Origin of the sequence: Lacrimispora sp. BS-2 (genome assembly GCF_040207125.1) — a bacterium.
Taxonomy (GTDB): Bacteria; Bacillota; Clostridia; order Lachnospirales; family Lachnospiraceae; genus Lacrimispora.
The window spans coordinates 3,192,222-3,218,786 of record NZ_CP157940.1 but is presented as its reverse complement, the minus strand read 5'-3'; the positions used below and the strand labels follow the sequence as shown (position 1 = coordinate 3,218,786).

At 42.6% G+C, this 26,565-nt stretch carries 24 protein-coding genes and 1 other annotated feature; all 24 genes read left to right on the top strand.

The annotated features are described in order from the left end of the window. Positions 1 to 113 precede the first annotated feature (113 nt). The 24 genes from ABFV83_RS15080 (at position 114) to ABFV83_RS14965 (ending at position 26,480) form a co-directional block, all read left to right on the top strand. Positions 114 to 2,339, top strand: coding sequence for an ATP-dependent RecD-like DNA helicase (locus ABFV83_RS15080; RefSeq protein WP_349944937.1), 2,226 nt, complete (start codon positions 114 to 116; stop codon positions 2,337 to 2,339). A gap of 157 nt (positions 2,340 to 2,496) precedes the next feature. Then, positions 2,497 to 3,207: a ComF family protein gene (locus ABFV83_RS15075; protein WP_349944935.1), complete on the top strand. Its 711-nt coding sequence runs from the start codon at positions 2,497 to 2,499 to the stop codon at positions 3,205 to 3,207. Between the two features lie 52 nt (positions 3,208 to 3,259). Next, on the top strand, positions 3,260 to 3,751 hold the full coding sequence (locus ABFV83_RS15070; protein WP_349944933.1) for an N-acetyltransferase family protein: 492 nt from the start codon (positions 3,260 to 3,262) through the stop codon (positions 3,749 to 3,751). A gap of 246 nt (positions 3,752 to 3,997) precedes the next feature. After that, a complete protein-coding gene (locus ABFV83_RS15065) occupies positions 3,998 to 5,179 on the top strand; it encodes a MerR family transcriptional regulator (RefSeq protein WP_349944931.1) in 1,182 nt (393 codons plus the stop codon). An 84-nt stretch (positions 5,180 to 5,263) separates the two neighbouring features. Next, positions 5,264 to 6,154: a glucose-1-phosphate thymidylyltransferase RfbA gene (gene rfbA, locus ABFV83_RS15060; protein WP_349944929.1), complete on the top strand. Its 891-nt coding sequence runs from the start codon at positions 5,264 to 5,266 to the stop codon at positions 6,152 to 6,154. A 134-nt stretch (positions 6,155 to 6,288) separates the two neighbouring features. Further along, on the top strand, positions 6,289 to 7,311 hold the full coding sequence (gene rfbB, locus ABFV83_RS15055) for a dTDP-glucose 4,6-dehydratase (protein WP_349944927.1): 1,023 nt from the start codon (positions 6,289 to 6,291) through the stop codon (positions 7,309 to 7,311). A gap of 129 nt (positions 7,312 to 7,440) precedes the next feature. Continuing rightward, positions 7,441 to 8,289 (top strand): dTDP-4-dehydrorhamnose reductase, encoded by an 849-nt coding sequence (gene rfbD / locus ABFV83_RS15050; protein WP_349944926.1) that lies wholly within the window; start codon positions 7,441 to 7,443, stop codon positions 8,287 to 8,289. A 469-nt stretch (positions 8,290 to 8,758) separates the two neighbouring features. After that, the gene (gene rpmG / locus ABFV83_RS15045) at positions 8,759 to 8,908 is read left to right on the top strand and encodes a 50S ribosomal protein L33 (protein WP_013271142.1); all 150 of its coding nucleotides are present in this window, start codon (positions 8,759 to 8,761) and stop codon (positions 8,906 to 8,908) included. 108 nt (positions 8,909 to 9,016) lie between these two features. Further along, complete coding sequence (secE, locus tag ABFV83_RS15040; protein ID WP_349944924.1) at positions 9,017 to 9,220, top strand: preprotein translocase subunit SecE; 204 nt, start codon at positions 9,017 to 9,019, stop codon at positions 9,218 to 9,220. Positions 9,221 to 9,243: 23 nt separating this feature from the next. Then, the gene (gene nusG, locus ABFV83_RS15035; RefSeq protein ID WP_054740331.1) at positions 9,244 to 9,759 is read left to right on the top strand and encodes a transcription termination/antitermination protein NusG; all 516 of its coding nucleotides are present in this window, start codon (positions 9,244 to 9,246) and stop codon (positions 9,757 to 9,759) included. A gap of 84 nt (positions 9,760 to 9,843) precedes the next feature. Next, positions 9,844 to 10,272 carry a 50S ribosomal protein L11 gene (gene rplK, locus ABFV83_RS15030; protein WP_054740328.1) on the top strand — a complete coding sequence of 143 codons (429 nt, stop codon included), beginning with the start codon at positions 9,844 to 9,846 and terminating at the stop codon, positions 10,270 to 10,272. Between the two features lie 176 nt (positions 10,273 to 10,448). Further along, positions 10,449 to 11,144 carry a 50S ribosomal protein L1 gene (rplA, locus tag ABFV83_RS15025; RefSeq protein WP_054740326.1) on the top strand — a complete coding sequence of 232 codons (696 nt, stop codon included), beginning with the start codon at positions 10,449 to 10,451 and terminating at the stop codon, positions 11,142 to 11,144. 40 nt (positions 11,145 to 11,184) lie between these two features. Then, positions 11,185 to 11,328, top strand: a sequence feature (ribosomal protein L10 leader region). A gap of 59 nt (positions 11,329 to 11,387) precedes the next feature. Continuing rightward, positions 11,388 to 11,891: a 50S ribosomal protein L10 gene (gene rplJ / locus ABFV83_RS15020; protein WP_349944922.1), complete on the top strand. Its 504-nt coding sequence runs from the start codon at positions 11,388 to 11,390 to the stop codon at positions 11,889 to 11,891. Positions 11,892 to 12,006: 115 nt separating this feature from the next. Further along, positions 12,007 to 12,378 carry a 50S ribosomal protein L7/L12 gene (rplL, locus tag ABFV83_RS15015; RefSeq protein ID WP_054740322.1) on the top strand — a complete coding sequence of 124 codons (372 nt, stop codon included), beginning with the start codon at positions 12,007 to 12,009 and terminating at the stop codon, positions 12,376 to 12,378. Between the two features lie 258 nt (positions 12,379 to 12,636). After that, positions 12,637 to 12,840: a cold shock domain-containing protein gene (locus ABFV83_RS15010; protein WP_013271149.1), complete on the top strand. Its 204-nt coding sequence runs from the start codon at positions 12,637 to 12,639 to the stop codon at positions 12,838 to 12,840. Positions 12,841 to 13,302: 462 nt separating this feature from the next. Next, complete coding sequence (locus tag ABFV83_RS15005) at positions 13,303 to 14,022, top strand: polysaccharide deacetylase family protein (protein WP_349944920.1); 720 nt, start codon at positions 13,303 to 13,305, stop codon at positions 14,020 to 14,022. Positions 14,023 to 16,048: 2,026 nt separating this feature from the next. Next, complete coding sequence (locus ABFV83_RS15000) at positions 16,049 to 18,316, top strand: DUF6273 domain-containing protein (protein WP_349944918.1); 2,268 nt, start codon at positions 16,049 to 16,051, stop codon at positions 18,314 to 18,316. Between the two features lie 436 nt (positions 18,317 to 18,752). After that, positions 18,753 to 22,937, top strand: coding sequence for a hypothetical protein (locus tag ABFV83_RS14995; protein ID WP_349944917.1), 4,185 nt, complete (start codon positions 18,753 to 18,755; stop codon positions 22,935 to 22,937). Between the two features lie 56 nt (positions 22,938 to 22,993). Further along, the gene (locus ABFV83_RS14990; protein WP_349944915.1) at positions 22,994 to 23,437 is read left to right on the top strand and encodes a single-stranded DNA-binding protein; all 444 of its coding nucleotides are present in this window, start codon (positions 22,994 to 22,996) and stop codon (positions 23,435 to 23,437) included. A gap of 278 nt (positions 23,438 to 23,715) precedes the next feature. Further along, complete coding sequence (locus ABFV83_RS14985; protein WP_349944913.1) at positions 23,716 to 23,970, top strand: type II toxin-antitoxin system RelB/DinJ family antitoxin; 255 nt, start codon at positions 23,716 to 23,718, stop codon at positions 23,968 to 23,970. Next, complete coding sequence (locus ABFV83_RS14980) at positions 23,967 to 24,233, top strand: Txe/YoeB family addiction module toxin (RefSeq protein WP_349944911.1); 267 nt, start codon at positions 23,967 to 23,969, stop codon at positions 24,231 to 24,233. Before ABFV83_RS14985 ends, ABFV83_RS14980 begins: the two co-directional genes overlap by 4 nt. 67 nt (positions 24,234 to 24,300) lie before the next feature. Further along, positions 24,301 to 24,678 carry a type II toxin-antitoxin system HicB family antitoxin gene (locus ABFV83_RS14975; protein WP_349944909.1) on the top strand — a complete coding sequence of 126 codons (378 nt, stop codon included), beginning with the start codon at positions 24,301 to 24,303 and terminating at the stop codon, positions 24,676 to 24,678. Between the two features lie 272 nt (positions 24,679 to 24,950). Continuing rightward, a complete protein-coding gene (locus tag ABFV83_RS14970) occupies positions 24,951 to 25,625 on the top strand; it encodes a DUF5710 domain-containing protein (RefSeq protein ID WP_349944908.1) in 675 nt (224 codons plus the stop codon). 123 nt (positions 25,626 to 25,748) lie between these two features. After that, positions 25,749 to 26,480 (top strand): hypothetical protein, encoded by a 732-nt coding sequence (locus ABFV83_RS14965; RefSeq protein WP_349944906.1) that lies wholly within the window; start codon positions 25,749 to 25,751, stop codon positions 26,478 to 26,480. The last annotated feature ends 85 nt before the right edge of the window (positions 26,481 to 26,565 follow it).

The window sequence follows — 26,565 nt, the reverse complement described above, 5'->3', positions numbered from 1 at the left end:
TATCAGTCCTTCCTATGGTTGACAGGACTGCTTTGGAACGGCCCTGACGGCATCGTGAGATTCCGGCGGGGCTGGTTTTACGGCAGTCCGCTTGTATTTGTACAGGAGGAACCATGGCAACAGTCTGCGGATTTGTAGAGAAAATTAAATACAGGAACGAGGACAACGGCTATACGGTCTTAAGTCTCGTGGAGGCAGGAGAGGAATATACCCTTGTGGGGAGCTTCCACTACATAAACGAGGGAGAAATGATCGAAGCTGTGGGTTCCATGACCGAGCATCCGGTTTATGGGGAGCAGATGACCGTAGAGAGCTATGAGATCAAAGCCCCGGAGGATACTGCGGCCATGGAGCGGTATCTGGGATCAGGAGCCATCAAGGGAATCGGGGCAGCTCTGGCTGCCAGGATTGTCCGGCGTTTTAAAGCCGATACCTTCCGCATCATGGAGGAGGAGCCGGAACGGCTTTCCGAGGTAAAGGGAGTCAGCGAAAAGATGGCCATGTCCATTTCCCGGCAGGTTGAGGAGAAAAAGGAGATGCGCCAGGCCATGATGTTCCTTCAGGAGTATGGAATTTCCATGAATCTGGCGGTGAAGATCTATCAGGAGTACGGCCCCAGGCTTTACAGCGTGTTAAAGGAGAACCCCTACCAGCTGGCAGATGATATTCCTGGCGTAGGATTTAAAATGGCAGATGAAATTGCCAGAAAAGCAGGAATTTTCACGGATTCGGATTTCCGCATTAAATGCGGGGTGCTGTATACCCTGCTGCAGGCTACATCAAACGGTCACACCTATCTGCCGGAGGTAGAGCTTTTGTCCCAGGCTTCGGAACTTCTTAAAATAGACCCAGCCTTTATAGAAAAGCATTTGATGGATATGCAGCTGGATAAACGCCTTGTTATCCGGGAGTCGGAAGGAAAACGGATTGTTTACGCTTCCCAGTATTATTACATGGAACTGAATGTGGCAAAGATGCTTCACGACTTAAATATCAGGGGGCAGATGCCAGAGGAGGAGATCAGGACTCAGCTTCTTAAGCTTCAAAAGGAAGAGCAGATTGAGCTGGATGAAAAGCAGGTCCAGGCGGTGGTGGAAGCGGTCAACAGCGGGCTTCTCATCATCACCGGTGGTCCGGGTACCGGTAAGACGACCACCATCAACACCATCATACAGTTCTTTGAAAGCCAGGAGATGGAGATTCTTCTTGCGGCTCCCACCGGCAGGGCGGCAAAGCGGATGACAGAAGCCACCGGATATGTGGCGAGGACCATTCACCGCCTGCTTGAACTGACCGGAGTTCCGGGAGATGACCGTTCTCTTGGAATGCATTTTGAGAGAAATGAAGAAAATCCCCTGGATGCTGATGCGGTAATCATTGATGAGACCTCCATGGTGGATATCCATTTGATGCAGTCCCTGTTAAAGGCAATTAATCCGGGGACAAGACTTATCCTTGTGGGGGATGTAAATCAGCTCCCCAGCGTTGGCCCTGGTAACGTGCTTCGGGACATGATTGATTCCGGAAGCTTTAACGTGGTTATGCTGACCAAGATTTTCCGTCAGGCGACACAAAGCGATATTGTGGTCAATGCCCATAAGATCAACAGGGGAGAACAGGTTCCCCTGGGGAAAAAGAGCAATGATTTTCTCTTCATAAAAAGAGAAGACCCCAATGCCATCATCAATGCCATGATCACACTGGTTCAGGATAAGCTGCCCGGCTATGTCCATGCAAAGACTTATGATATTCAGATCATGACCCCAATGAGAAAAGGGGTAATTGGCGTGGAACGGCTGAATGGCATTTTACAGGAATATTTAAATCCTCCCGGGGAAGGAAAGGCTGAGAAGGAAGCGGCCGGAGTCACTTACCGGGTGGGTGATAAGGTCATGCAGATCAAGAATAATTATAATATTGAGTGGGAGGTCCGCAACAAGTACGGGATTCCCATGGACAAGGGTACAGGTGTTTACAATGGGGATATGGGAATTATCCGGGAAATTAACACCTTTGCTGAGCTGGTGACCGTGGAATTTGATGAAGGCCGCATGGTGGACTACAGTTTTAAACAGCTGGAGGAGCTGGAGCTTGCCTACGCCATTACTATTCACAAATCCCAGGGAAGCGAATACCCGGCAGTGGTCATCCCTGTTTTTTCCGGTCCCAGGATGCTGATGACCAGGAATCTGATTTATACCGCTGTGACCCGCGCAAAATCCTGTGTCTGCCTGGTAGGAATGCCGGAAATCTTCGGGGGAATGGTGGACAATGAAATGGAGCAGCGGAGATATTCGGGCTTAAAGGACCGGATTTGTGAAATCGGCAAGTTATCTTAAATGAGTGAAATATGCGCTGTGTGTTTTCTCATTATCGCAGTGGCCGCCGGGTGAACATGTATGCATGTTTGTTCGGCCCGTCACATGCGTAAATTCTTTTCATTCTTTTTTTTTATTCAATCTTTCATTCTATTCTTTTTAAGGAGAATCTTTTTATATGTACCCATCTTTTTTTATTGATCTGTTATTTCCCAGACGGTGCCCGGTCTGTGACGATATCGTTATGCCAAAGGGCAGGCTGATCTGCCGGGAATGTGTGAAAAAATTATCATTTGTCAAGGACCCTGTCTGTAAAAAATGCGGAAAGGAGGTCATAAGTACTGATGCAGAATATTGCTTTGACTGCGTCAGACATAAGCGCACTTTTGAGCATGGCAGGGCTCTTATGAATTATGATGAAAACGCCGGAAGCTCCATGGCGAAAATCAAGTATAAGAATAAGCGGGAATACCTGGATTTTTATGGGGAAGCAATCTGCGCCCGGTATGGGAAGCTGATCCGGCGTATGGAGGCTGACGTCCTTGTTCCTGTTCCGGTTCATCCTTCCCGGAGAAAGGAAAGGGGATTTAATCAGGCAGAGCTTTTGGCCCGCAGGATCGGAGAATACCTTGGAATCGCCGTTTGCCCATCAATGCTGGTGAGAAATAAAAAGACCATGCCCCAAAAGGGGCTTGACCCGGCGGAAAGACTTAAGAATTTAGAGGAGGCATTTTCGGCGGGAAAGCTGGTGAAAGGGGTGGAAGGAGTGATTTTAGTGGATGATATTTATACCACGGGAAGCACCATAGAAGCCTGTACGCGGGCACTGAAAAAAGCAGGAATAAAAAGGGTTTATTTTCTTGCAATTTGTATTGGACGAGGACAATAGATTGATGTATGATAACATGTGATAAAATCAATCAGTCCCAGGAGGAAAGTATATGATAATCAGAACCGCAGAGGAAAAAGATATGCCTGAGCTTTTAGACATTTACAATTATGAAGTAGAACATGGACTGGCCACATTTGATTTAAATCCTAAGACCATGGAGGCACGGTTGGTCTGGTTTCGGGAACATAATGTAGGGAACCATCCTTTGATCGTGGCAGAAGAAGATGGGAAAACAGTCGGTTATGCAAGTCTTTCCTCTTACCGTCCCAAAGAGGCTTATGCAGCCACAGTAGAACTTTCTATATATATTGATAAGGATTACCGCCGCAGGGGAATAGCCGGGAAGCTGGCTTCTGCCATTCTTGAGATTGCAAGAGAAAGGGATGACATCCATACGGTTATTTCTGTCATAACCGGGGAAAATGAGGCGAGCATCCGTCTCCATGAGCGACTGGGCTTTATTCACTGCGGAACCATAAGGGAAGTGGGCTTAAAGTTTGGGAAGCTGCTGAATATTGAGAATTTTCAGTTGATGGTTTAGACTCTGCTCAGCAGTTAAAGAACTGCTGGTATAAAAAGTGATAACTCGGTATTTAATTTATGACAAATAAAAAGATATCCCCTGGCTGGCTTCCAGTAATTTCCGGATCCACCAGGGGATTTTGTATGTTTTAGTGATGTTTTATGCGTTTTTGTATCATCTTTAAAAATTCACTTGACCATGACCATACGTCACCCTATATAATACCTATATGATAATTCAGGAAAAAAGGAGGTGGCAAGGCCGGTGAATCAATACTATACTTCAGGCCAGTTTGCAAAAAAGGCCAATGTTTCTATCCGTACCGTCCGGTATTACGATAAACAGGGGCTGTTAAAGCCATCCGGTATGAGCGAGGGAGGATACCGGCTATATACGGATTCCGATTTTGCAAAGCTTCAGAAAATTCTTTCCTTAAAATACCTGGGCTTTTCTTTAGATGAGATCCGTTCGATCACCATCAATGACAATGACAACGATTACGTTGAGGGATCTCTTCGGCTTCAATTAAATCTTATCCGGAAGAGAATCGAACATTTAAAACTGGTGGAGCAGACCCTTACGGAAACGTCAAAGATGGTAACAGAAAACCAGTCTGTGGACTGGAATAAAATTCTTCACTTAATCCATATTACCAATATGGAACGGTCCCTTGTGGAACAGTATAAGGATGCAGCCAATTTAAGCATCCGAATCGGGCTTCATAAAAAATATACAAAGAATCCTACAGGCTGGTTCCAGTGGTTATACGGCCTTATGGAACCTTTGGATGGAAAATGCATTCTGGAGCTGGGCTGTGGAAACGGAGAACTTTGGAGTGCAAACCTGGACAGGATACCGTCGGATGCAAGAATCTGCCTGTCCGATATTTCGGAAGGGATGATCCGGGATGTGGAAGAAAACCTAAAAAATGTTCCCGGTTCCTTTACCTTTGAAGTGTTTGACTGCCGACAGATACCAAAGCCTGAGGAAAGCTTCCATATTGTAGCGGCTAATCATCTTCTGTTTTATTTGACGAATCTGGATGGGGTACTGGATCAGGTGGAACGAATTCTTAAACCGGATGGCATTTTTTACTGCAGCACCTACGGCTCGGATCATATGAAAGAGATCAGCCAATTGGTAAAGGAATTTGACTCAAGAATCGCTCTTTCTGAAGTGAATTTATACGATGTGTTCGGACTTGAAAATGGGGAGGAAATTTTAAAAAGCCATTTTCATGACTTGGAAAGGAAAGACTATAGGGATAGCCTGGAAGTCAGAGATGCAGGTGCGCTTATGGAATACATTCTTTCCTGTCATGGCAACCAGCAGGAATATTTAAGTGACCGTTACGAGGAATTCCGGGAATTCCTTGAGAAGAAAATGGAAAAGAAGGGTTTTATCCATATTACAAAGCAGGCCGGGGCATTTATCTGCAGAAAGTAAAGAAAAATTAATGGAAAAGGACTTGACAGTGACCTAGCGTCACCCTGTATGATGGTATCACGAATTGATACGGAGGAGAAACAAATGAAGGGAATTATACTTGCCGGAGGCTCCGGCACCAGACTTTACCCGCTGACCATGGTAACTTCCAAACAGTTACTGCCTATTTATGACAAGCCGATGATTTATTATCCGCTGTCCGTTTTAATGAACGCAGGAATCCGGGATATACTGATCATCTCTACCCCAGATGACACACCCCGGTTTGAGGCGCTTTTAGGAGACGGTAATCAGTTTGGAATCCGCTTATCCTATGCGGTCCAGCCTTCCCCTGATGGCCTTGCACAGGCATTTATCATTGGAGAGGAATTTATCGGTGATGACAGCGTAGCAATGATTCTTGGAGATAATATTTTTGCAGGCCACGGACTTAACAAACGCCTGTTGAATGCGGCTAATAAAAAGGACGGTGCTACGGTATTCGGCTATTATGTGGATGATCCGGAACGCTTTGGTATCGTGGAATTTGATTCTGACGGAAAAGCAGTATCCATTGAAGAAAAACCGGAAAAGCCAAAGAGCAATTATTGTGTGACCGGACTTTATTTCTATGATAATAAGGTTGTGGAATATGCGAAGAATTTAGAACCATCGGCCAGGGGCGAGCTGGAGATCACGGATTTAAACCGCATTTACTTAGAAGAAGGAAAGCTTGATGTGGAGCTTTTGGGCCAGGGCTTTACCTGGCTTGATACGGGGACCCATGAATCCCTGGCAGATGCCACTGATTTTGTCCGCACCATGGAGACACACCAGCACAGGAAGATCGCTTGTCTGGAGGAAATCGCTTATTTGAACCACTGGATCACAAAGGATCAGTTGATGGAAAACATTGAGCCTTTGAAGAAGAACCAGTACGGACAATATCTGATGGATGTCCTTGCCGGAAAATACATTGACAGATTACACGGTTAAGAAGAATATTATCGGAAGGAAAAGCACTTCTGGTAGTCGGATGGACGGGGCAAAAAGCATCCCTTTTATCAGAATCTGCTTTGTAGTTTCTGATAAGTCATATTTTATGCCAATTAAAGAGGAGGAGTATATAAATGAAGATTATCGTTACCGGAGGAGCCGGTTTTATCGGCGGAAATTTTGTACATCATATGGTAAATAAGTATCCGGATTACCAGATCATCAATCTGGACCTTTTGACCTATGCAGGAAACCTGGAGACATTAAAGTCTGTTGAGGATAAGCCTAATTATAAATTTGTAAAAGGGGATATTGCGGACAGAAGCTTTGTCTTTGACCTTTTTGAGAAGGAAAAACCAGATGTGGTGGTAAACTTTGCGGCAGAGAGCCATGTGGACCGTTCCATTACAGACCCGGAGGCATTTGTAAGAACCAATGTAATGGGAACCACGACCCTTCTTGATGCCTGCCGCACTTACGGGATCAAGCGCTATCATCAGGTTTCCACTGATGAAGTATACGGCGACCTGCCTTTGGACCGCCCTGACCTATTCTTCACAGAGGAAACTCCGCTTCATACTTCAAGCCCTTATTCCTCTTCAAAAGCCAGTGCAGACCTTTTTGTCCTGGCATACCAGAGAACCTTTGGACTTCCGGTGACCATTTCCAGATGTTCCAATAACTATGGGCCCTATCATTTCCCGGAAAAGCTGATTCCGCTTATCATCAGCCGTGCCCTGGCAGATGAAGAGCTTCCGGTATATGGAACAGGGGAAAATGTGAGAGACTGGCTCCATGTTTCCGATCACTGCGAGGCGATTGATCTGATCATTCACAAGGGAAAAGTGGGCGAGGTCTACAATGTAGGCGGACACAACGAGCGCACTAACTTAGAAGTGGTTAAGACCATCCTGAAAGCCCTTGATAAACCGGAGAGCCTGATCAAGTTCGTTACCGACCGCCCTGGTCATGACAGACGTTATGCCATTGACCCGAAGAAGCTGGAGACCGAACTTGGCTGGAAGCCCAAATATAACTTTGATACCGGAATCCGTCAGACTATCCAGTGGTATCTGGACAATGAGGACTGGTGGAAGCATATCATCAATGGGGAATACCAGAATTATTTTGATAACATGTACGGGGAGCGTTTATAAATTCCCCGGCAGGATTTCGTGGGCATAATTTTCCAGGCTCAGCCATGTGCAGTGCCGGCTGAGCCTGGAAAATCAGCCGTTCCACCAGCTGTCAGGCGAATCGGACTTCCCTGTAGAAAAGAGGTATATATGAAAGTGTTTGTTACTGGCGTAAAAGGCCAGCTTGGATTTGATGTAGTAAATGAATTAAAAAAGCGGGGACATGAGGCAGTCGGAGTGGACATCGATGAGATGGACATCACAGATAAGGACAGCGTAAACCGGGTCATTAAGGCAGCCGCTCCTGATGCCGTCATCCACTGTGCTGCCTATACGGCTGTGGATGCGGCGGAAGAAAATGAGGAAGTGTGCCGGAACGTTAACGCAAAGGGAACGGAGTACATTGCCAGGGTATGCCGGGAGCTGGATATCAAGATGATGTACATCAGTACGGATTATGTGTTTAACGGCCAGGGAACCCGTCCCTGGGAGCCTGATGATAAGAGGGAGCCGCTAAATGTTTACGGCCAGACCAAATATGAGGGAGAACTGGCAGTGGAAGAAAATCTCTCTAAATATTTTATCGTAAGGATTGCCTGGGTATTTGGCGTAAATGGAAAGAACTTTATAAAGACCATGCTGAATCTGGGAAAGACTCATGATAAATTAACGGTAGTCGCTGACCAGACCGGTTCTCCTACCTATACTTATGATCTGGCCCGCCTTTTGGTGGACATGATAGAAACGGAGAAATACGGGCGTTACCATGCCACCAACCAAGGCCTGTGCACCTGGTATGAGTTTGCCTGTGAAATCTTTAAACAGGCGGGCATGGATGTAAAAGTGGAGCCTGTCGGTTCAGACCAGTATCCGGCAAAAGCAAAACGGCCTGCCAACAGCCGTATGAACAAGGATAAACTTGAGGAAAACGGTTTTCTTCCCCTGCCTTCCTGGCAGGATGCCTTAAAACGGTATCTGGAGGTCGTTTTTCCCGGTTAATCATCAGCAGAAGGTATTCCCAGGCTGTCCCGTGATCAGAGAAGGATATTCCTGTTTAAATGGCAAGCCTGGAATTGGAGTCGGTTTTGACGAAAATGCGTCAGAAAAATATTCTGCAGTGGATATGGACCATGGCCGACTCTTTTAAAGGCATCCCGACGGCCCCCTGTAAGGCCATAGCAAAAAAGTATAGAAAACATATTATTATAGCAGCAGGTCCGGCCGGAACAGATTTAAAAATCTTTAAATCTTCTAACCGGGCTTGCAATTTATTTGCTTACATGATATAATGGCGAAATACCGTAAATATCATTGCTTTTCAGAAAAAAAGATTGACGAATCCTGGCCTGTGTGTTATAGTAATTGGGCGAATGGAAGAGCTTAGGTCTTTTTTTTATGCTCAAAATTTCTTGCGGCAGAAAAAGGGACTTAATACACAACAATGAAAATTTAAGTGGAGGTGGAAGTCGTGCGCACAAAAATCACACTGGCATGTACAGAATGCAAACAGCGTAATTACAACATGACCAAGGATAAGAAGACTCATCCGGACAGAATGGAAACCAAAAAGTATTGCAGATTCTGTAAGAGCCATACAATGCACAAGGAAACAAAGTAATCAGTTTGTAAAAGACGTGAAGGTTGAAAGAAAGACGTCTTCCAACCTTGAGTTTGTGAAGCAACTGGATATGCTTGCATATCCGCTTACTTCATTAGGAGGCAAATCATGGGAGATACAGTGAACAACGAGAGTGCTCAGAAGAAGAGCTTTTTTAAGGGTCTGAAATCTGAGTTTGCAAAAATCGTTTGGGCTGACAAAGAAACCGTAACGAAACAGACGATCGCTGTCATGTCTTCAGCGATTGCTTTAGGACTGATTATCGGAATTCTTGATCTGATCATCAAGTTTGGTCTCAGTTTTATCTTATAATTCGTAAGGGTTAAGGTGAGTTTATGTCAGAAGCACATTGGTATGTAGTTCATACCTATTCAGGATATGAGAATAAAGTAAAGGTTGACATTGAGAAAACAATCGAAAACAGAAACTTACAGGATCAGATTCTGGAAGTATCGGTTCCGCTTGAATCCGTCATTGAACTTAAGAATGGCGTTGAGAAGAAGGCCGATAAAAAGATGTTTCCCGGCTACGTACTGATTCACATGGTCATGAATGATGACACATGGTATGTGGTGCGTAATACCCGTGGAGTGACAGGCTTTGTAGGTCCTGGATCAAAACCGGTTCCTCTGACAGAAGAAGAGATGGAGAAACTTGGATTCAAGAACGAAGAGGTCATCATTGGCTTTGAAGAGGGAGATACCGTTGTGGTAACTTCCGGTGCATGGAAGGATACGGTTGGTGCTATCAAGTCCATCAACGAAAGTAAGAAAACCATCACCATGAGCGTTGAAATGTTCGGCCGGGAGACTCCGGTAGAATTAAACTTCAGCGAAGTGAAAAAGATGTAACAAGTAAAAGCGGCTTATACCGGTGTATAGGCTCGTGGGAGGGAAATCCCCGACAATACCACATTTATTAGGAGGTGCCTTATTATGGCAAAGAAAGTAACAGGATATATCAAATTGCAGATTCCAGCGGGAAAGGCTACACCAGCTCCTCCTGTAGGTCCAGCACTTGGACAGCATGGTGTAAACATCGTACAGTTTACAAAGGAATTCAACGCTAGAACAGCTGATCAGGGAGATTTAATCATTCCGGTTGTTATCACTGTTTATGCTGACAGAAGCTTCAGCTTCATAACCAAGACTCCACCGGCTGCTGTATTATTAAAGAAAGCCTGCAAGATCAAATCCGGATCTGCAGTTCCTAATAAGACAAAGGTAGCTACAATTACCAAGGCTGAATTACAGAAGATCGCTGAACTGAAGATGCCAGACTTAAATGCTGCATCTGTTGAATCAGCTATGAGTATGATAGCCGGTACCGCAAGAAGTATGGGTATCACGGTAGAAGAGGCTTAATTTTCTTGGAATATTTTTCTTGATGAAAGCAGGCACAAGTGCAGCTTGAGTTTAGAAAGATAGCCGTTCGAAGCGCCGTCAGGCAAATCGAGTTTTCTTAATAATATCGCAGTTAACGAAGTTTTAAGAACGTGGGAGGGAAAATCCCCGACAATACCACTAGGAGGTTATTTAGAATGAAAAGAGGAAAAAGATACGCAGAGGCAGCTAAAACAGTAGATCGTTCTGTTCTCTACGATGCACCAGCAGCAATCTCTTTAGTTAAGCAGAATGCAAGTGCTAAATTTGATGAAACCATAGAAGCTCATATCAGAACCGGTTGTGACGGACGTCACGCAGACCAGCAGATCCGTGGTGCAGTTGTACTTCCACACGGTACAGGTAAAACTGTTCGTATTTTAGTTTTCGCTAAGGGTCCGAAGGCTGATGAAGCACAGGCCGCAGGCGCAGATTACGTTGGAGCTGAGGAACTGATTCCGAAGATCCAGAACGAAGGCTGGTTGGATTTTGATGTAGTTGTTGCTACTCCAGATATGATGGGTGTTGTTGGCCGTCTGGGACGTGTCCTGGGACCAAAGGGCTTAATGCCGAACCCAAAAGCTGGTACTGTTACCATGGATGTAACAAAGGCAATCAACGATATCAAAGCTGGTAAGGTTGAGTACAGACTTGATAAAACAAATATTATCCACGTGCCAGTTGGAAAAGCTTCTTTCACAGAAGATCAGTTAGCGGACAACTTCCAGACGCTTGTTGATGCAATCGTCAAAGCAAGACCAAGTACAGTTAAGGGTGCCTACTTAAAGAGTGTTACACTGGCTTCCACCATGGGACCTGGCGTAAAACTGAACGTAGCAAAGTTAATGAACTAATTTTGTTTTGTGGTTGACATTAATTATAAATAATGTTATACTATGCAAGTATTGACTGCCGAAGACAGCAGGTGCCGTAAGGCATAAGGTGTTAACGCCTGCCGAGGAATGTACAAGAATCATTTTGTATAAATGAATTGTAGACCTCTCTGTCCATCCGGCGGAGAGGTTTTTCTTTGCGGTTTATACGAGCGGGCCTTGCGGGCAACCGGGAGGCTCAGACTAAACAGGAGGTAAACCATAATGGCAAAAGTTGAATTAAAGCAGCCAGTTGTAAGCGAGATCAAGGAATTACTTGATGGCGCTGAGTCAGCGGTAGTTGTAGATTATCGTGGTATCTCAGTTGCTCAGGATACAGAGCTTCGTAAGAAATTAAGAGAGGCTGGTATTTCCTACAAAGTATATAAGAATACTATGATTCGTTTCGCTGCTCAGGGCACAGCATTTGAAGCTCTGGAGCCGAATCTGGAAGGACCTACAGCAATCGCTGTATCCAAGACAGATGCAACAGCTCCGGCAAGAATCCTGGCTGAGTTTGCTAAGACTGCTCCGGCTTTGGAAGTCAAAGGCGGCGTTGTAGAAGGCACTTATTATGATGCAAAGGGTATGGCGAAGATCTCCAGCATTCCTTCCAGAGACATCCTTCTTGGAAAATTGCTTGGAAGCATCCAGTCTCCTATCACAAACATTGCTCGCGTTCTCAAGCAGATTGCAGATGCTCAGGGCGGAGAAGCAGCAGAAGCATAAGATTCTTAATGAAGGTAAGCGCAGCGCACCTGAATTTAGAAAATTAGCCGTTCGGTAAGCGATTAAGCGAATCGAACTTCCTTAAAAAACATATTAAATACGGAGGTATATTATAATGGCAAAGTTAACAACAGCTGAATTTATCGAAGCGATCAAAGAATTATCTGTATTAGAATTAAACGAATTAGTAAAGGCATGTGAGGAAGAATTTGGTGTATCTGCAGCAGCAGGCGTAGTAGTTGCAGCAGCAGGCCCTGCAGCAGCAGAAGAAGAGAAGACTGAATTCGACGTTGAATTAACCGAAGTTGGTCCTAACAAGGTTAAAGTTATCAAAGTTGTTCGTGAAGCTACTGGCTTAGGCTTAAAGGAAGCTAAAGACGTAGTTGACGGCGCTCCTAAGGTATTAAAGGCTGGCGCTTCCAAGGAAGAGGCTGAGCAGATCAAGACTTCCTTAGAGGCTGAAGGCGCAAAAGTTACTTTAAAGTAATTTTATTTTGTGGCTATTTTGGACAGGGTTTGTACCTTTTAAAGAAGGGACAGGACCCTGTCTTTTCTAGTCTAAAATAACAGAATAGTCTTGACAATTTTGTAAATTCAGGTTAGAATGTACGTGTATTATCGAATGGAGTTATGATTTCACATATTTTTGTAAGTCATTATTTTCGGATGATGATTTACAAAAATATGTGATTTTTTGTTTCAGGCGATATATCAAATATTTTTTATTTTATAGGAGGTACACGTTATGAACAACGGTACAGTAAAATGGTTTAATGGTGCTAAGGGATATGGTTTCATCGTAAATGACGCAACAGGCGAGGAAGTTTTCGTACATTTCTCCGGCATCGTTGCTGATGGTTACAAGACTCTGGAAGAAGGCCAGAAAGTAACTTATGAAACAACAGAAGGAAACCGCGGCCTGCAGGCAGTTAACGTTTGCATGGCTTAAGAAAAGCTTTGATTTATATGTAAGCTTTAAGGGCTGTTCTCATTTTAGGATGGGAACAGCCTTTTTTGTTGATTGAGGGGATAAGATTTTATTGGAAGTAAGGGAGCCTTGCATAGGAGGATGAACTTATCGGATACACGGGAATAAGGCGGGGCTGGGGAGAAGAATGCAGACAGTATGAATGAAGGAATTAACGTCAGCCGGAGGGATAAAGTGCCCATCATTTAATCTGAAATGAGACTGCATGGAGGGCAGGGTATTTATATGGGGTCAGATTTGTTGATAACTGTTGATTTAATGTAGTAAAATTGTGTATAAAATCCCCTTTTGTTTAGCAGATATATCTTGGTGATAGGATCATTTAAGGGAAAAGATAGAAAAAGACAGAAATGTTTTAGTTTTATTTTTCTGAAATACTCCATAGATTAATTAATAATGGCAGAAAGCTGGGCTTATGGGATTATGAAAATGAAATGGAAAGCGGCCTGTTTCATAGTTGTTTTTATATTGGATATTATTTTTACAAAAGCCATGCACCAATCATATACAGAGGCAAAGGATACTCTGTTTCTTCCCGCAGGCGCGGACGCTGAGGCAAAGGATGAGGTCAGGAGACAATTTTCCGGAGATAAGGAGATTGCGTTGACTTTTGATGATGGCCCTCATTCTGTTTATACGCCAAAGCTTCTTGATGGTCTTCGCAAAAGAGGAGTCCATGCCACCTTTTTTATTCTTGGAGAAAATGTGGAGGGGAAAGAGGCCATTTTGAAACAGATGAAAGAGGATGGACATTTAATCGGGAATCATGGATATACTCATGTACAAATGAGCAAGGAGGCGGTGAGGACTGTCTGCCAGCAGATTGAACAGAATAACCGGCAGATTGAGGAGATTACCGGTACAAGGCCTGAGTATTTACGGCCGCCTTATGGTTCCTGGAATGATGAACTGGAGTGTACGACCGATATGACGGTAGTTCTTTGGAACTTGGATCCTCTTGATTGGAAGACAAAGAATACCAAAAAAATAGTGCGCTATATTGTAAAGCGCGTGGAACCTGGAGATATCATCCTTCTTCATGATGTGTACCCGACTTCGGTGGAAGCAGCCCTGGAGGTAATTGATACTTTGACAAAGCAGGGATATACCTTTGTTACGGTCGATGAGCTGTTGGTGGATTGACAGGAACCAGATATTATGGGTGAGTTTGGGGAATATTAAGGGGGGTATGATATGTCCTTAAGAAGGGATAATTGAGGCTTTTAATGTTGAGAGTTGTGGCTGGGCGGTAATTATTATAGGGGGTTATATGGATTTATTCAGCAAGGAATTAGCATAGAGAACTGTCAGGTAATCGTGATGAGGGGATAAAGCTTTCCTTTGTTATGAATCATTTGGGATAACTGCGTGATGTTATAGGAGAAGTACATATTGTTTTAAATTATAGCTTGTATATATTAAATAGGAGCATGTTGATTTTCTGATAAGTTTGTTGTATACTATAATAGCAGTCAGGAAACGGTTTGCTTGGTATTTCGTTTCCTGATGACAAAAAGCAGTTTGGGTGATACCTTTTACCGTTTGATGTGATAAATGTACGGTTAGAAGGCTCCTTGCATTGCAGGGAGTTTTTTCTTTAAAGAGGTGTCTAATTGGGAAATGCGGATTTGCAAAGCAGAAGAGGTTTGGATTGATTGGAGAATCAGGAGGTTTAGTCCATTTGCCTGGTTCATTAAAACCTTTATTTACTGCAGGAGAAAAGACCTGGTTGATTTCTATTCTTAATTTATGTAAATTTCTGATGGATTTATTAAAAGCAGTATTACAGCAATCATTTGATTTTTCAAGTCGATATCGACAAATATTCCCGTTTATAGCATTGATAAGCCGTGTATAGTATTAGGTTTTATTGGAGGTGTGCAATGATTCTATGATTCATCCTTAATAAATAAATTTTCTGTTTTATAATTTTGATTGATTTATTTTAGTGGTAGTATATTAAATGTCCGCATTGCCATTAGTTTTTTTGAACATAATCCCATCAAAATTTATATTATTCAAATCTGTTTCAGGTATCATATAATAACCTGTTGAATCAGGAAATAACTTCCCCAATTCTAAGTTCGTTTCGAAAGTTCCCATTTTTAGTAATTGTATTTAACAAGTTTTGTTTATTCACATTTGCTTTCATAGAGATGATTGGAGGCTTAATCCGTGTATTTCATTATTCCTTCTATTATGAGTGTAATATCTTAGAACCATTTTATGCAGTACTTTTATACTGTCCCATGAACCTAATATTTTTATTAATGATTATGTTAAGTGTATAGGTATCGATAAATGTTTACTGTTCTGTGGCTGGAAAATCTTTGGAAATCAATTCTTTTAACTTTTATTTCATGTGAAATATTTGTCTGAAAGGAGTGATGTATTTTTTCATCTTAGAATTTCCAACAAGTCTTATGGAACGTATTGATTGAGGTAAATATTATGACTTCTAAGCATACGTTATCTTCTATTTTACATTTCTGAGCTCTATCTCATAACTTACATTCTTTTTTCGTTTTATTCCTTTATAAGTGTATTTTGTGGTTTGCATCTAACTAGTCTGCATGGCAATATTCGGTAAAATGGGCTACATTTTTAAATAATGCTTTGAGAAAATCCACTTTTTCTTTAAACTTAATTTAGCGATAGGCGGCTGGATTTGGTATTCCCATTAATTGACCAGGTATTTTGAAAATATTAGTAATTATTAATTATGCGGATCTAATAATATCGAAGTTCTCTCTCTAAAAAACGTAAATTTCAGCGTTTCAAGTTTATCAGCCATTCCGGCAATTAGATGTTCCTTCTTTGGATTTTTATTTACTTCTTCATTTTATTTCCATAACTTTGTCAATAAATTTATAACAAGAAAACCATTAAACTTTTCTCCATAAAACCGCTTTTTGCAGGAAGAATTTAAAGGATTAAACAATACAGAAGCCATATATTCCTTCTTATGCAACAGACCGTAAGCGCTGCTGACACCGGCCTGTTCTATTTAGTACAGAAAGATTGCAGTGGTTGTAAGCTGTTTAGTGAGTAACTGGGAGATTTACCAAAGAAAAAGCAGGCTAAGCAGGAGAAAAAAACAAATAGTAAGGAGTGATGAAAGATTATACTAAACAGAAAAAAATGTTTTGCTTTATTGAGTGCAGTATTAATGGCAACGAGTATTTCAATTCCAAGTTATGGTGCATGGATACAAAAGGATACCCATTGGATCTATGAGGAAAATCAAATTTACGAAAAGAATGCCTGGAAACTGATTGAGGGGGCTTGGTATTACTTTGGTCATAGCAGTTATATGGCTACTGGCTGGCGGCTGATCGATGGAAAATGGTATTTTTTAAACCCTGTTTCTGACGGGACAAAGGGGAAGATGCTCACCGGCTGGCAATGGATAGATGGACGCTGCTATTACCTGTCTGAGCAATCTGTAATTAATCATCCCGAAGGGGCTATGTACATAAGTGAAAAAACTCCGGATGGATTTTCCATAGATTCCTCCGGGGCTTGGATCGATGAAAACGGCACGGTACAGTATGTGCCTGGAAAAGGGATACAGACAACCAATACTAAAAAGACAACATCGACAGGTGAAATTTCCAATGGAGGCTCCGGTGGCGGTGGATCAGGGAGTCAGGGAAGTGGTCCGAAGCCAGATATGGACACAAAGCCAGACAGTAGTTCAGAGGATCCGGTACCAGGAGGGGGCGAATCAGAAACTGATCCGGAGATTCCGGTACCAGAGGAAACCTCGGAGGGAACCGAGGAGCCAGAAATGCAGTACAGATACACGGTGCAGTACCTGGATATCAAAAATAAATACGTATTACAGGCCGTGGCTGGTGTGGGGACGGAAGGAGAAAAGATTGATATCATACAGCCGATTATTGATGGCTATAAGTTGTGCGAAGGGCAGAAGGAAAGCTTTAGGCTGATCAGTAATCATATGGTCCTGAACGTCTATTACGAGAGTGAAAGCGTGGCTTCCCCTTCAGAGGCCCAAAAGGTTGAATGGAATCTTTATTTTGTTGAAAAGGGAAATCACAACAACGAGATTTTGAAAAACCAGCAGGGACGTACAGAAGAGGGCCGGTCGCTTACCATTGACTTTCCGGAAACCATATTAGGGACGGATCAGCATTATTATCATTCTCTTGTTCCAAGTCCGTGGAGTATCATTGTAAACGGCAATGGAATTCAAAAATACTACATTGAATTTGAGAAAGGAGATCGCCTTCCTGAAGACGAGGATCCGGATCAGGAAGCCAAAGACAAGCTGGAAAAATGGCTGGAGGTTTCAGCGGCGGCGGATTTTAAACTTAGCGGCCAGAAGCCATCATACCAGCAGCTCATTACAATGAGCGTAGAGAAAAGTAATGAAAGACTTCTTAATCTAGTGTCAATGGCGGATGGTACGGAGCGGAAGGAAATCTATCTTATTGCAAAGCGGCATGTGCCAAGTACCGTAATCGTAAGTCAGACATTCCAAAACATTAAGAACTTATCTGAGCTGGTCATGGATGAGTTTACCATAGCTTATGAGGAATACAAAGTTATAAGAGTAGGCTTTGAAAAAATTTGTGATGAAAGTACATGTAGCCATGATTACCAGGTTGGGGATAGAATCAATGCCACATGTACGTCAAACGGCCACGAAACAGTCCAATGCCGGAAATGCGGAAAGGAAGAAATTGTGATGCTGCCTGCAACCGGACATGTGGATGCAGATCATGATGAAATTTGTGATATCTGTTATGAATCCGCTGGCAAAACGTCAGAAACCGCACATTACCGTATCGGTGATGTGCAGGCCCGGACCATTGGAGACAAGATTTATCTATTCCGTTGCATCGATGAAGATTATGAGGATGCTATGGGCAACAGTCAGCGGACGGCGCTGTTTCTTTGTGACAGTGTGATCCGGTCAGATCTGGAGGGAGCGGCGAAGAAACTGAGTTTTGGGTTTAATAACAATTATAAGCACTCCAATATCCGAGAATGGCTTCTGAGCCATGCTTCAGATGATTTTGTCCATGAAACCTATATCGGGATTACCAGGTCATACATAGGGTCTACATGGAAGGGAGGCTATGAGCAGCTGGATGACAGCAGCCTTAAGGCTGGGAAGGAGGTGTTTCAGCTTTTGCAGGATAAAGTATTCATTTTGTCAGTGGATGAGGCGCTTAAGTACCGGAATGTTCTCTGGAGGTTTTATGGAAGCGAAACAAATAATCCGGAATCGCAGGTTTCTGCTTATTCTAAAGGATATTATCTTCGAACCCCGCAGGATGATGGATTGAATGACTTCTTTTATGGAGATGGGATCTATGGGGTCAGTCTGGTAGATGGAAATATTCAGCCAGTAAGTGTAACGGAGACGGACCTTGGTATCAGGCCAGCCATGGCAGTCCTGCAGGGATAGGAAAGATTTATAGGAGTCGTTATTATTTTATTTGGAGTTACCATATTGACATTATCCGGTTTGTTTTTTGACCATGTTCCTGCGGTAAATTCCAAACGGAAGGAGTTGGGGAATAAAAGGGTAGAGGACTGGCTGGGAAAATAGCAGGGGATAAGTTTTGGCTGCATGAATTGGCTGGAATTATGTGCTAATGGAGGTAAGAGGCATTTCTTTGATCCAGTCTCTGCAAAGATGCTTTTGGGCTGACAAAAGGTTGACAGGAGATAGTACGGCTTTACCGGGCAGAATGAATCCCAAGCCTGTTATGGAAGTAAACGTGATGGGGTTATTTACAAAGCCGGGTGGTCATTTAGTTTCATGTACCAGGATGAAAGGATTTCAGATGGATATCCAGTAAATGAAGATGGTATTTGGATTAATTAACTAAGGAGGAAGAATGAGAAAAGGACTTGTAAGAGGGCTGGCATACGTTATGTGTGCCGTCATGGCAATAACAACAGTTCCGCCCTGGGCGGTGTATGCGGAGAACGGGCAAACAGTAGAAAAAACAATTCAGACAACTACCCCTTCCGAAGCAGACCGTGATACAGGAGGTAATGAGGACGTGGAGGAAGAGGAAAAGAAAGAAACCGTCGGGAAACCGGAAGCCGGTTTAGAAACAGAAGAAAGGGAGGAAGAGGATTTAAGTGAAGCCACTCCTTCCGAGGCGAAAGAAACACCAAAAGAGCTTCCGATAAGCTTACCAGCGGAAATGGCGGTAACGGCTGCAGCTTCCAGCTCCCTGGGAGATATCTGGGATGCCTGGGCAGGAAAGACCAGCTTTGAATTTTTAAATGGAAGCCAGGGAGAAGGTACGAAGGAAAAACCATATCTGATCAAGAACAGGGAACAGCTCATGGGATTATCAGAATTGACCGCCATGGGAATGATGGTCCCGGAAGCTGAAGGAACAAAGTATGCTGGTGACTATTCTGGATGCTATTACGCACTTGGAGGAAATATTGATTTACAGGGAGTGGACTGGATACCCATCGGTTTTTACCGGGATTCCTCAGAAAACTCCAGTGCGGTCCCTTATCCTTTCAGCGGTGATTTTGATGGAAAAGGCTATACCATCAAGAACTTAAAGCTTACCTCATTTGTTGGCTATAACAATGTCGGGCTTTTCGGGGCAGTCACAGATGCAAGGATCCATGACGTAACTATCATTCCGAACAGCAGTGAAATTAAGGGAAAGGACCGGACCGGGGTTGTGGCCGGTTATGCAGAGGATTCCCAGATCCGGAACGTGACTGTGAAAAACGCCTATATCCGTTCCGCCGGCATTGCCGGGGGAATTGCGGGAGAGATCAGCGGTACCGTTATTGAAAATGCCACCTGTGAAAAGGTGATGATTGATGCCTCTGGCGGGACAGATGTGATTTATGTTGGTGGGATCGCCGGAATTGCATCGGATTCCTATATCGTAGACTCTGACGTTTCCACCGGAGATGGAACCACGGCCAGAATCCAGGGGACTGGCTACATCGGCGGGATCGTTGGATACCAGAACGCAGCTTATATCTACAATACTAAAGTAAGTGGAACCATCGGCGGCTATCATTCAACGGCCATTGGCGGTATCACCGGAAGATATGCAGCCGGAAAAATGAAAGTGGCACGATTTGAAGGGAGCATCGGAAATTCTCAGCTTGGGTCCTTGGCAAGAGAGGGGACCTTCATCGGAACGAGGCAAGGAGCGGCAACAAACTTTAATTACATAGAGGATGTAGCCTATCTGTTTGCAGATTCTGAAAGCAAGATCAGCGCCAATGTATGCGGATCGGAGATCAGTGACGATAACGATTACACCTATGCTGCCCATGTAGGATACTGGCATACCGGGGATCTGTATTACACTCTGGTGCAGGGCGGGGCTAAAAAGACAATCTCAGACCGGTATTATTATGAAGAATTAGAGGAAGGCATTCTGACAGTCATGGATGAGGAAAGCGGGGACTACACTCTGGACCATTTTGCCCCTAATTCCCAGGGCCGTCCAGTGAGAGGGTATCTGTTGAATGTAAACCAGATTGACACGGTGGCAAATGGCCAGAATTTTTATGATATTGCTACCTTAGAAGTAAGGGGAAGCTCCCAATATTCCAAGCCACTTGATAAGGAACATCGGGGAGCCATTGCAGCCGGGACAACGGTCAGCGTGACAACGGCCCCCAAGAATACAGATACAGAAAAGTTTCAGATGGAAGGGACTCCAACTTACATCAACAGTAAAGGGGGAAAGAAGAGTACAACCTACTCAGACAGCAGCCATGCTTATACCTTTTCCATGCCGCAGGAAGATATATCCGTATCAGCGGTCTATAAAAAAGTAGCCGTGTCCATCAAGGTGGAACCGGAAAACTATACTTTTGCAGTAACACAGACGAGGACTGGAAACCGAAAGAATCCGGTAAAGACTACAGAAATTCGGAATAAAGAAGGAAAACTCATAGCCCGTTTTATCAACGGAGTGCTGGAGCAGGGAACCGAGGTTCAGCCAGTGTATATCAAAGACATCATTGATGCGAACAATGATGTAGAAGATAACCGGGTGAAATGGAGCATTGATGATCCCCAGCTTATCAGCCTGGCGAAAAACAATGATGAGGGAACCGATGGCTATACCGCCAAATCGGCCAGCCTTTCTGTAAACCTATCCTCCTCCTTTTTTACAAACATTATAGAAGAGGCAGAGAGAATCCAGGCGGATGGAAATTATCAGTATAAGATCCCTAACACGATTTATGGAGCTGGTCATCAGAATGGCGGTGTTGCAGTTCTGACAGCACAGACCAGGCCCTCTGCTTCCTTTGAAGGAAAGCCCTGTACGGCAAACAGTCGGATCAATGTTACATTCCAGATTCTGGATAATACCTTAGTGGCAACGGAAGGGGCGGCACTTGATAAACAGTTCCTTACCTATACGGTAACAAGGACTTTAACCGGGGACCGGACCAATCCGCAGGAAACAGTGACGGTAACGGCTCCCCAGTCTCTAACAGCTACATTTACCCCGGACTTTTTCTCCAGAGATGAAGTAACCTGGACAAGTTCGGACCCGGCTGTGGTCTTAGTATCTCAGGATCAAGAAGCTTACCGGGAAGCATCAGTTTCAGCCCTTAAGGATTCCGCCTGGATCAGAAATATCATGGCAACGGATAATGGAATCCGGGAGAGCGATAAGTACGCAAAGATATCTGGAACAGGTAGCCGGGACGTGACTGTTACCGTAAATGGAAAGGACAAGCTTGGAAATCAGGCTTCCGCTACATGCCAGGTGACAGTAAAGTTTGTGACTAACGATCAGACGCGGATCGTTCCAGAAGAAATCACCCTAGATAAGACGGCGCTTACTTACAGTCTTAGGTATCAGAAGGCAGGAGATATCCATTCCGAAACGGTCCAAAAGACCGGCTTTGGATCGAAAAAGCTGTTAGCAGCCGTTCTTCCGGAGGTGGAGGTTACCGCAGCGCATAAGCCCTATGACCGAAACGTTTTATGGATATCTTCCGATCCGGAAGCAGTAAAGGTGGATCAGGAAGGAAACGTGACTCCGGTTGACACAGCACCGTGGATCAAAGAAGCACTTTCAAAGGCACCGTACCGGGCAGAAAAGAACGTGGAGATCACGGCCGTAACAAAAGACGGCCAGAAGGCCGCTTCCTGTAAAGTCATATTAACCTTCCAGGCAGAATGCATTGAGGCAGACCGGGAGAGTGAGAAATTTGACCTGGTACTTACAAAGACAGGAAAATCAAACAATCCCGTTTTTTTATGGAAAGGACTTGAAAGTAAGAAATTTAATGCTTCTGTTTATTCCGGAAGCCAGGATAAAAAGAATGTTCTATGGCGTTCCTCTGATACCAGTATTCTTACAGTAGATCAGGAAGGAAATGTGGTTCCTGTAGTTTTCAATGAGAAACAAGAGGTTACGGCCAACTGGATCAAGGAGGCCATGGCAAGATCCCCATACACCGGAACTATAACAACAATGGTTTGTGCAGTCACCAGTGATGGAAAAATGTCTGATCCGGTCACTGTAACCCTTAATTTCAAAGTATTAGATCAGACGACTTCTGGGAATTCTTCAGGAGGCGGTGGTGGAAAAGGTTCTTCCGGCGGTGGCGGCGGTTCCCGTTCCGTGGGAGTAACAACCGCAGGGAATACCCAAGGTCCAGCAGCACCAGCCGGAGCTGTAACAGGAACCTGGACACAGGTGGCAAATGGAAAATGGATTTTTGCTTCAAATAGGACGTATACAGATGAATGGGCATATATCAGTAATCCATATGCGACTGGTGAGCAGGAAAAAGCTTCCTGGTTCCGCTTTGACAAGGATGGATTTATGCTGACGGACTGGCAGACAGATCCGGACGGAAATACCTATTACTTAAAAACTGCAACAGATGGAACCCAGGGTCAGATGCTAACCGGATGGCAGTACATATACGGTGATGCAGGGCACGCAGCATGGTATTTCTTTAACCTGGTTTCCGATGGAACAAGAGGAAAGCTTCTGACCAATACCGTCACACCAGACGGTTATACAGTGAATGAAAAAGGCCAGTGGATACAGTAAAACACTTTGAAAAAACACCTCCTCTGCTTTTTAGCAGAGGAGAAGAGGAGGAAGATATGAATCGTGTAATTTTAATGGGGAGATTAACCCGTGATCCAGAAATGAGATATTCCCAAGGAGAACACCCTATGGCAATAACAAAATATTCACTTGCCATAGATCGAAGAGGTCGTAAAAATCAGGGAAACAATGAGCCAACGGCAGATTTTATTAACTGTACTGCATTTGATAAGGCCGGCGAGTTTGCTGATAAATATTTTCGACAGGGCATGAGAGTATTAGTTTCAGGAAGAATCCAAACCGGAAGCTATATAAATAAAGAGGGAATTAAAGTTTACACCTTTGATGTTATTGTGGATGATCAAGAATTTGCTGATAGTAAAAATTCATCTGGTGATGGAGGTCAAGCAGCTTCCAGACCAGAACCTTCCAGTGCAGTGGGGGACGGCTTTATGAATATCCCTGATGCGGTAGATGATCAGGGACTTCCATTTAACTAATAAAATAACTTAAACAAACTTGTACATTGAAAACCGTATATGTTTAACCGATAGAAAAAGGATCTTAAGCATGAGCAGAACTGAGTTCTGTTCATGCAGCTGAACTATAAAATGTTATCTATTTATTATGTGAAGTATTTCATATCAAATATTTTAATTTGCAATTGTTATCATAATTATATCTGGTCAATATTTATTTGCATCAATAAACGCTTGCATTGTATTTACAATGTAATGACAATGTGATATAATGGATATATCTAAAGGAGGGAATTAAGATGGCAAATTTGAATATCCGTGTTGATGATGAAATTAAGAAACAGAGTGAACAGATATTTGCAGAGCTAGGTTTAAATACAAGTACTGCAGTTAATATTTTTTTAAAACAGGTAATTCGAACAAATGGAATTCCATTTGCTGTACAAGCAGATCCATTTTATTCAGTGGAGAATCAAGCACACCTGATAGCTGCAAGCGAACGGATGGAGAGAGGTGAAGGAAAGGTACGTGGTCTTTTAGAGGTAGATGAATGATAAAGGTGTGGGATGATGAGGCATGGGAAGATTATATTTATTGGCAGAGTCAAGATAAAAAAACCTTAAAGCGTATTAATTTATTGATTCAGGATATTGACAGAAATGGCTATTCTGGTATTGGTAAGCCAGAGCCATTAAAAGGAAATTTACAAGGGTATTGGAGCCGTAGGATAGATGAGATGAATCGATTGGTATATCGAATTAAAAATGATAATATCGAAATCATACAATGTCGAACACATTATCAAAATCTTTCTTAAAAGATTTATAGCATTATGAACGGAATTGAATTTCGGTCATAATGCTATAAGATGGAGGTCTTTTATCATGAAAAAGACAGAACGCTATTTTTATCCTGCTATTTTTACTTATGAACCTAGAAAGGAAATTGCTGTTGTTTTTCCCGATTTGGACTGCGCTACCAGTGGAAATGATGATGATGATGCATTTCTATCAGCGAGGGAATTACTTGGCTGCGTTCTATGTGGATTAGAGGATGAGGATATACCAGATCCAACGCGATTATCGCAAGTAGAAGTACATGAAAATGAAAGAGTGGTTTTGATTGACGTTTATATGCCTTCCATTCGTATGGCACGGGTCAACCGTTCCGTTAATCGTACTGTAACACTCCCGGCTTGGCTCAATGCCATTGCAATGGAGCATGAGATTAACTTTTCTCAACTGTTACAGGAAGCAATATAATCACAGTTGCACATTAATAGATAAATCGAATTTGATTTTCTGGTAAATCAACGTATTTAAGTGGAACTGAGTTCCGCTCATAAACTTAAGAATTAAATTTGGTTTGAAAGAATTACCAAAATATGGTATAATATCATAAAAAATAACCATCCCACCGACAAGTAAGAATGGTTATTTCTTGAAAATATTGGAAACCGTTGTAAAGTTGGCCACCTTTCGTAAGAATAACATTTATTGACTGAGTTGTCAAATATGAGATTTGGGGGGCGAGCATGGCTTTATATCTAAATGTACCATATGAAAAAAAGGATCAGGTTAAATCACTAGGAGCTAAATGGGATCAGATTAGGAAACAGTGGTATGTAATAAATAAGTTTGATTATTATAAATTTTTTGAGTGGTTCCCAGCCGTTTATGAGGAATGCGATCTTATATGTGATTGTATGTATATTGTAGAAGCACCTCGTAAATGCCATAAATGTAAAAAAGATACTAGTGTAATTGGCTTGGCATATAGAAATTACTTTTCTATTAAACAAGATGATAATGGAAATATGATAGATTACAAATATCATGATGAGTATTTAAACTTTTTTACAATGGATGAAAAAATTGATAATACTCAGTTAGAGTTATTTTTAAAGAATGAATTTAGATTTTATTATTCATATTCTAAATATATAAGTGATAGTTATTATGCCAATCATTGTGAACATTGTGGAGTAATCCAAGGAAATTACCATTTGTATGAAGAACCTAGTAGCCCTTTTTTTGATCTTGATAATGCTGATGATAAATTAAGGGAAAAGATTAAATTATATAGAATTAACTTTATTGAAGACGGTATAACAATCCCAGAATATACAGGAGATGGTTTTTTGCCAGATCAAGATGCTAAGATAAAATTGATTGATAGTCTAAACATGAAGCCAATGGATATTTACTAAGTGTATTACTCTAAAGGGGAAACAGTAGCAAAAATTGGGAGTGCACATCAATTTTGGATATGATGTTGAACGTAGGGCAATTTTAAAATAAGTATATTGGATTTAAAGAAGGGAGATTAAAGTATGAAAAAGAAATTATTAGGAGCCATATTATCAGCAGCACTTACTATAACCATGGTTACACCAGCATTTGCGGAAATTATCTGGACTCCAGATAAGCTTCCGGCAGGGTATTCAAGCAACGAGTGGGAGAATAAGGATTTTAGTTTTTATTCCGGGATAGCAATAAAAAAGGATACGTATACTTATTATGTGAAGGATCTACATGGCAATATTATGAAAAATGTGTTGTTAGCTGGTGGCTCTAAAACCGATGAAAATGGAGTGTTAATTTATTCAGATGGTCATGCTTGTGCATATGGCATGGAACTAGCTAAAATTGAGTATTTTAATACACAACCGTATGAACGTAGTGCTTGGCATCAGGATTCTTCTAAGCCCTTAAATGAAAACGGTGCTAGTAATTATTGGTATGGAGATACAAAAGGTAGTGATTATCGTAGCCGATGGGTCTGGCTACATGATGCTCCAAATGGGATCAATGATGAATTAACTCGTGCCTATTGTTTTGATGAGTACGGCTATCTATATATTAATACCATTACACCAGATGGATATATGGTAAATGAACTGGGTCAACTTGTTATTGACGGAAAAGTAAAGACACATTATGATGGTGATTATAATACATGGTATGATTATGGTTCTTTTGCCATAGGTTTTTTGGCTTATGATAGGGAATCTAGTGAAAGGGTTGCAAAGTCAGTACCTGGACCTCTGAATCCTTTTTTCTAAATATTAATTGGATATAGAAATTCTTTAAAAGACTATCGGTTAATTCATAATCGGTAGTCTTTTTTTGTTATAAATAAGAGGATAA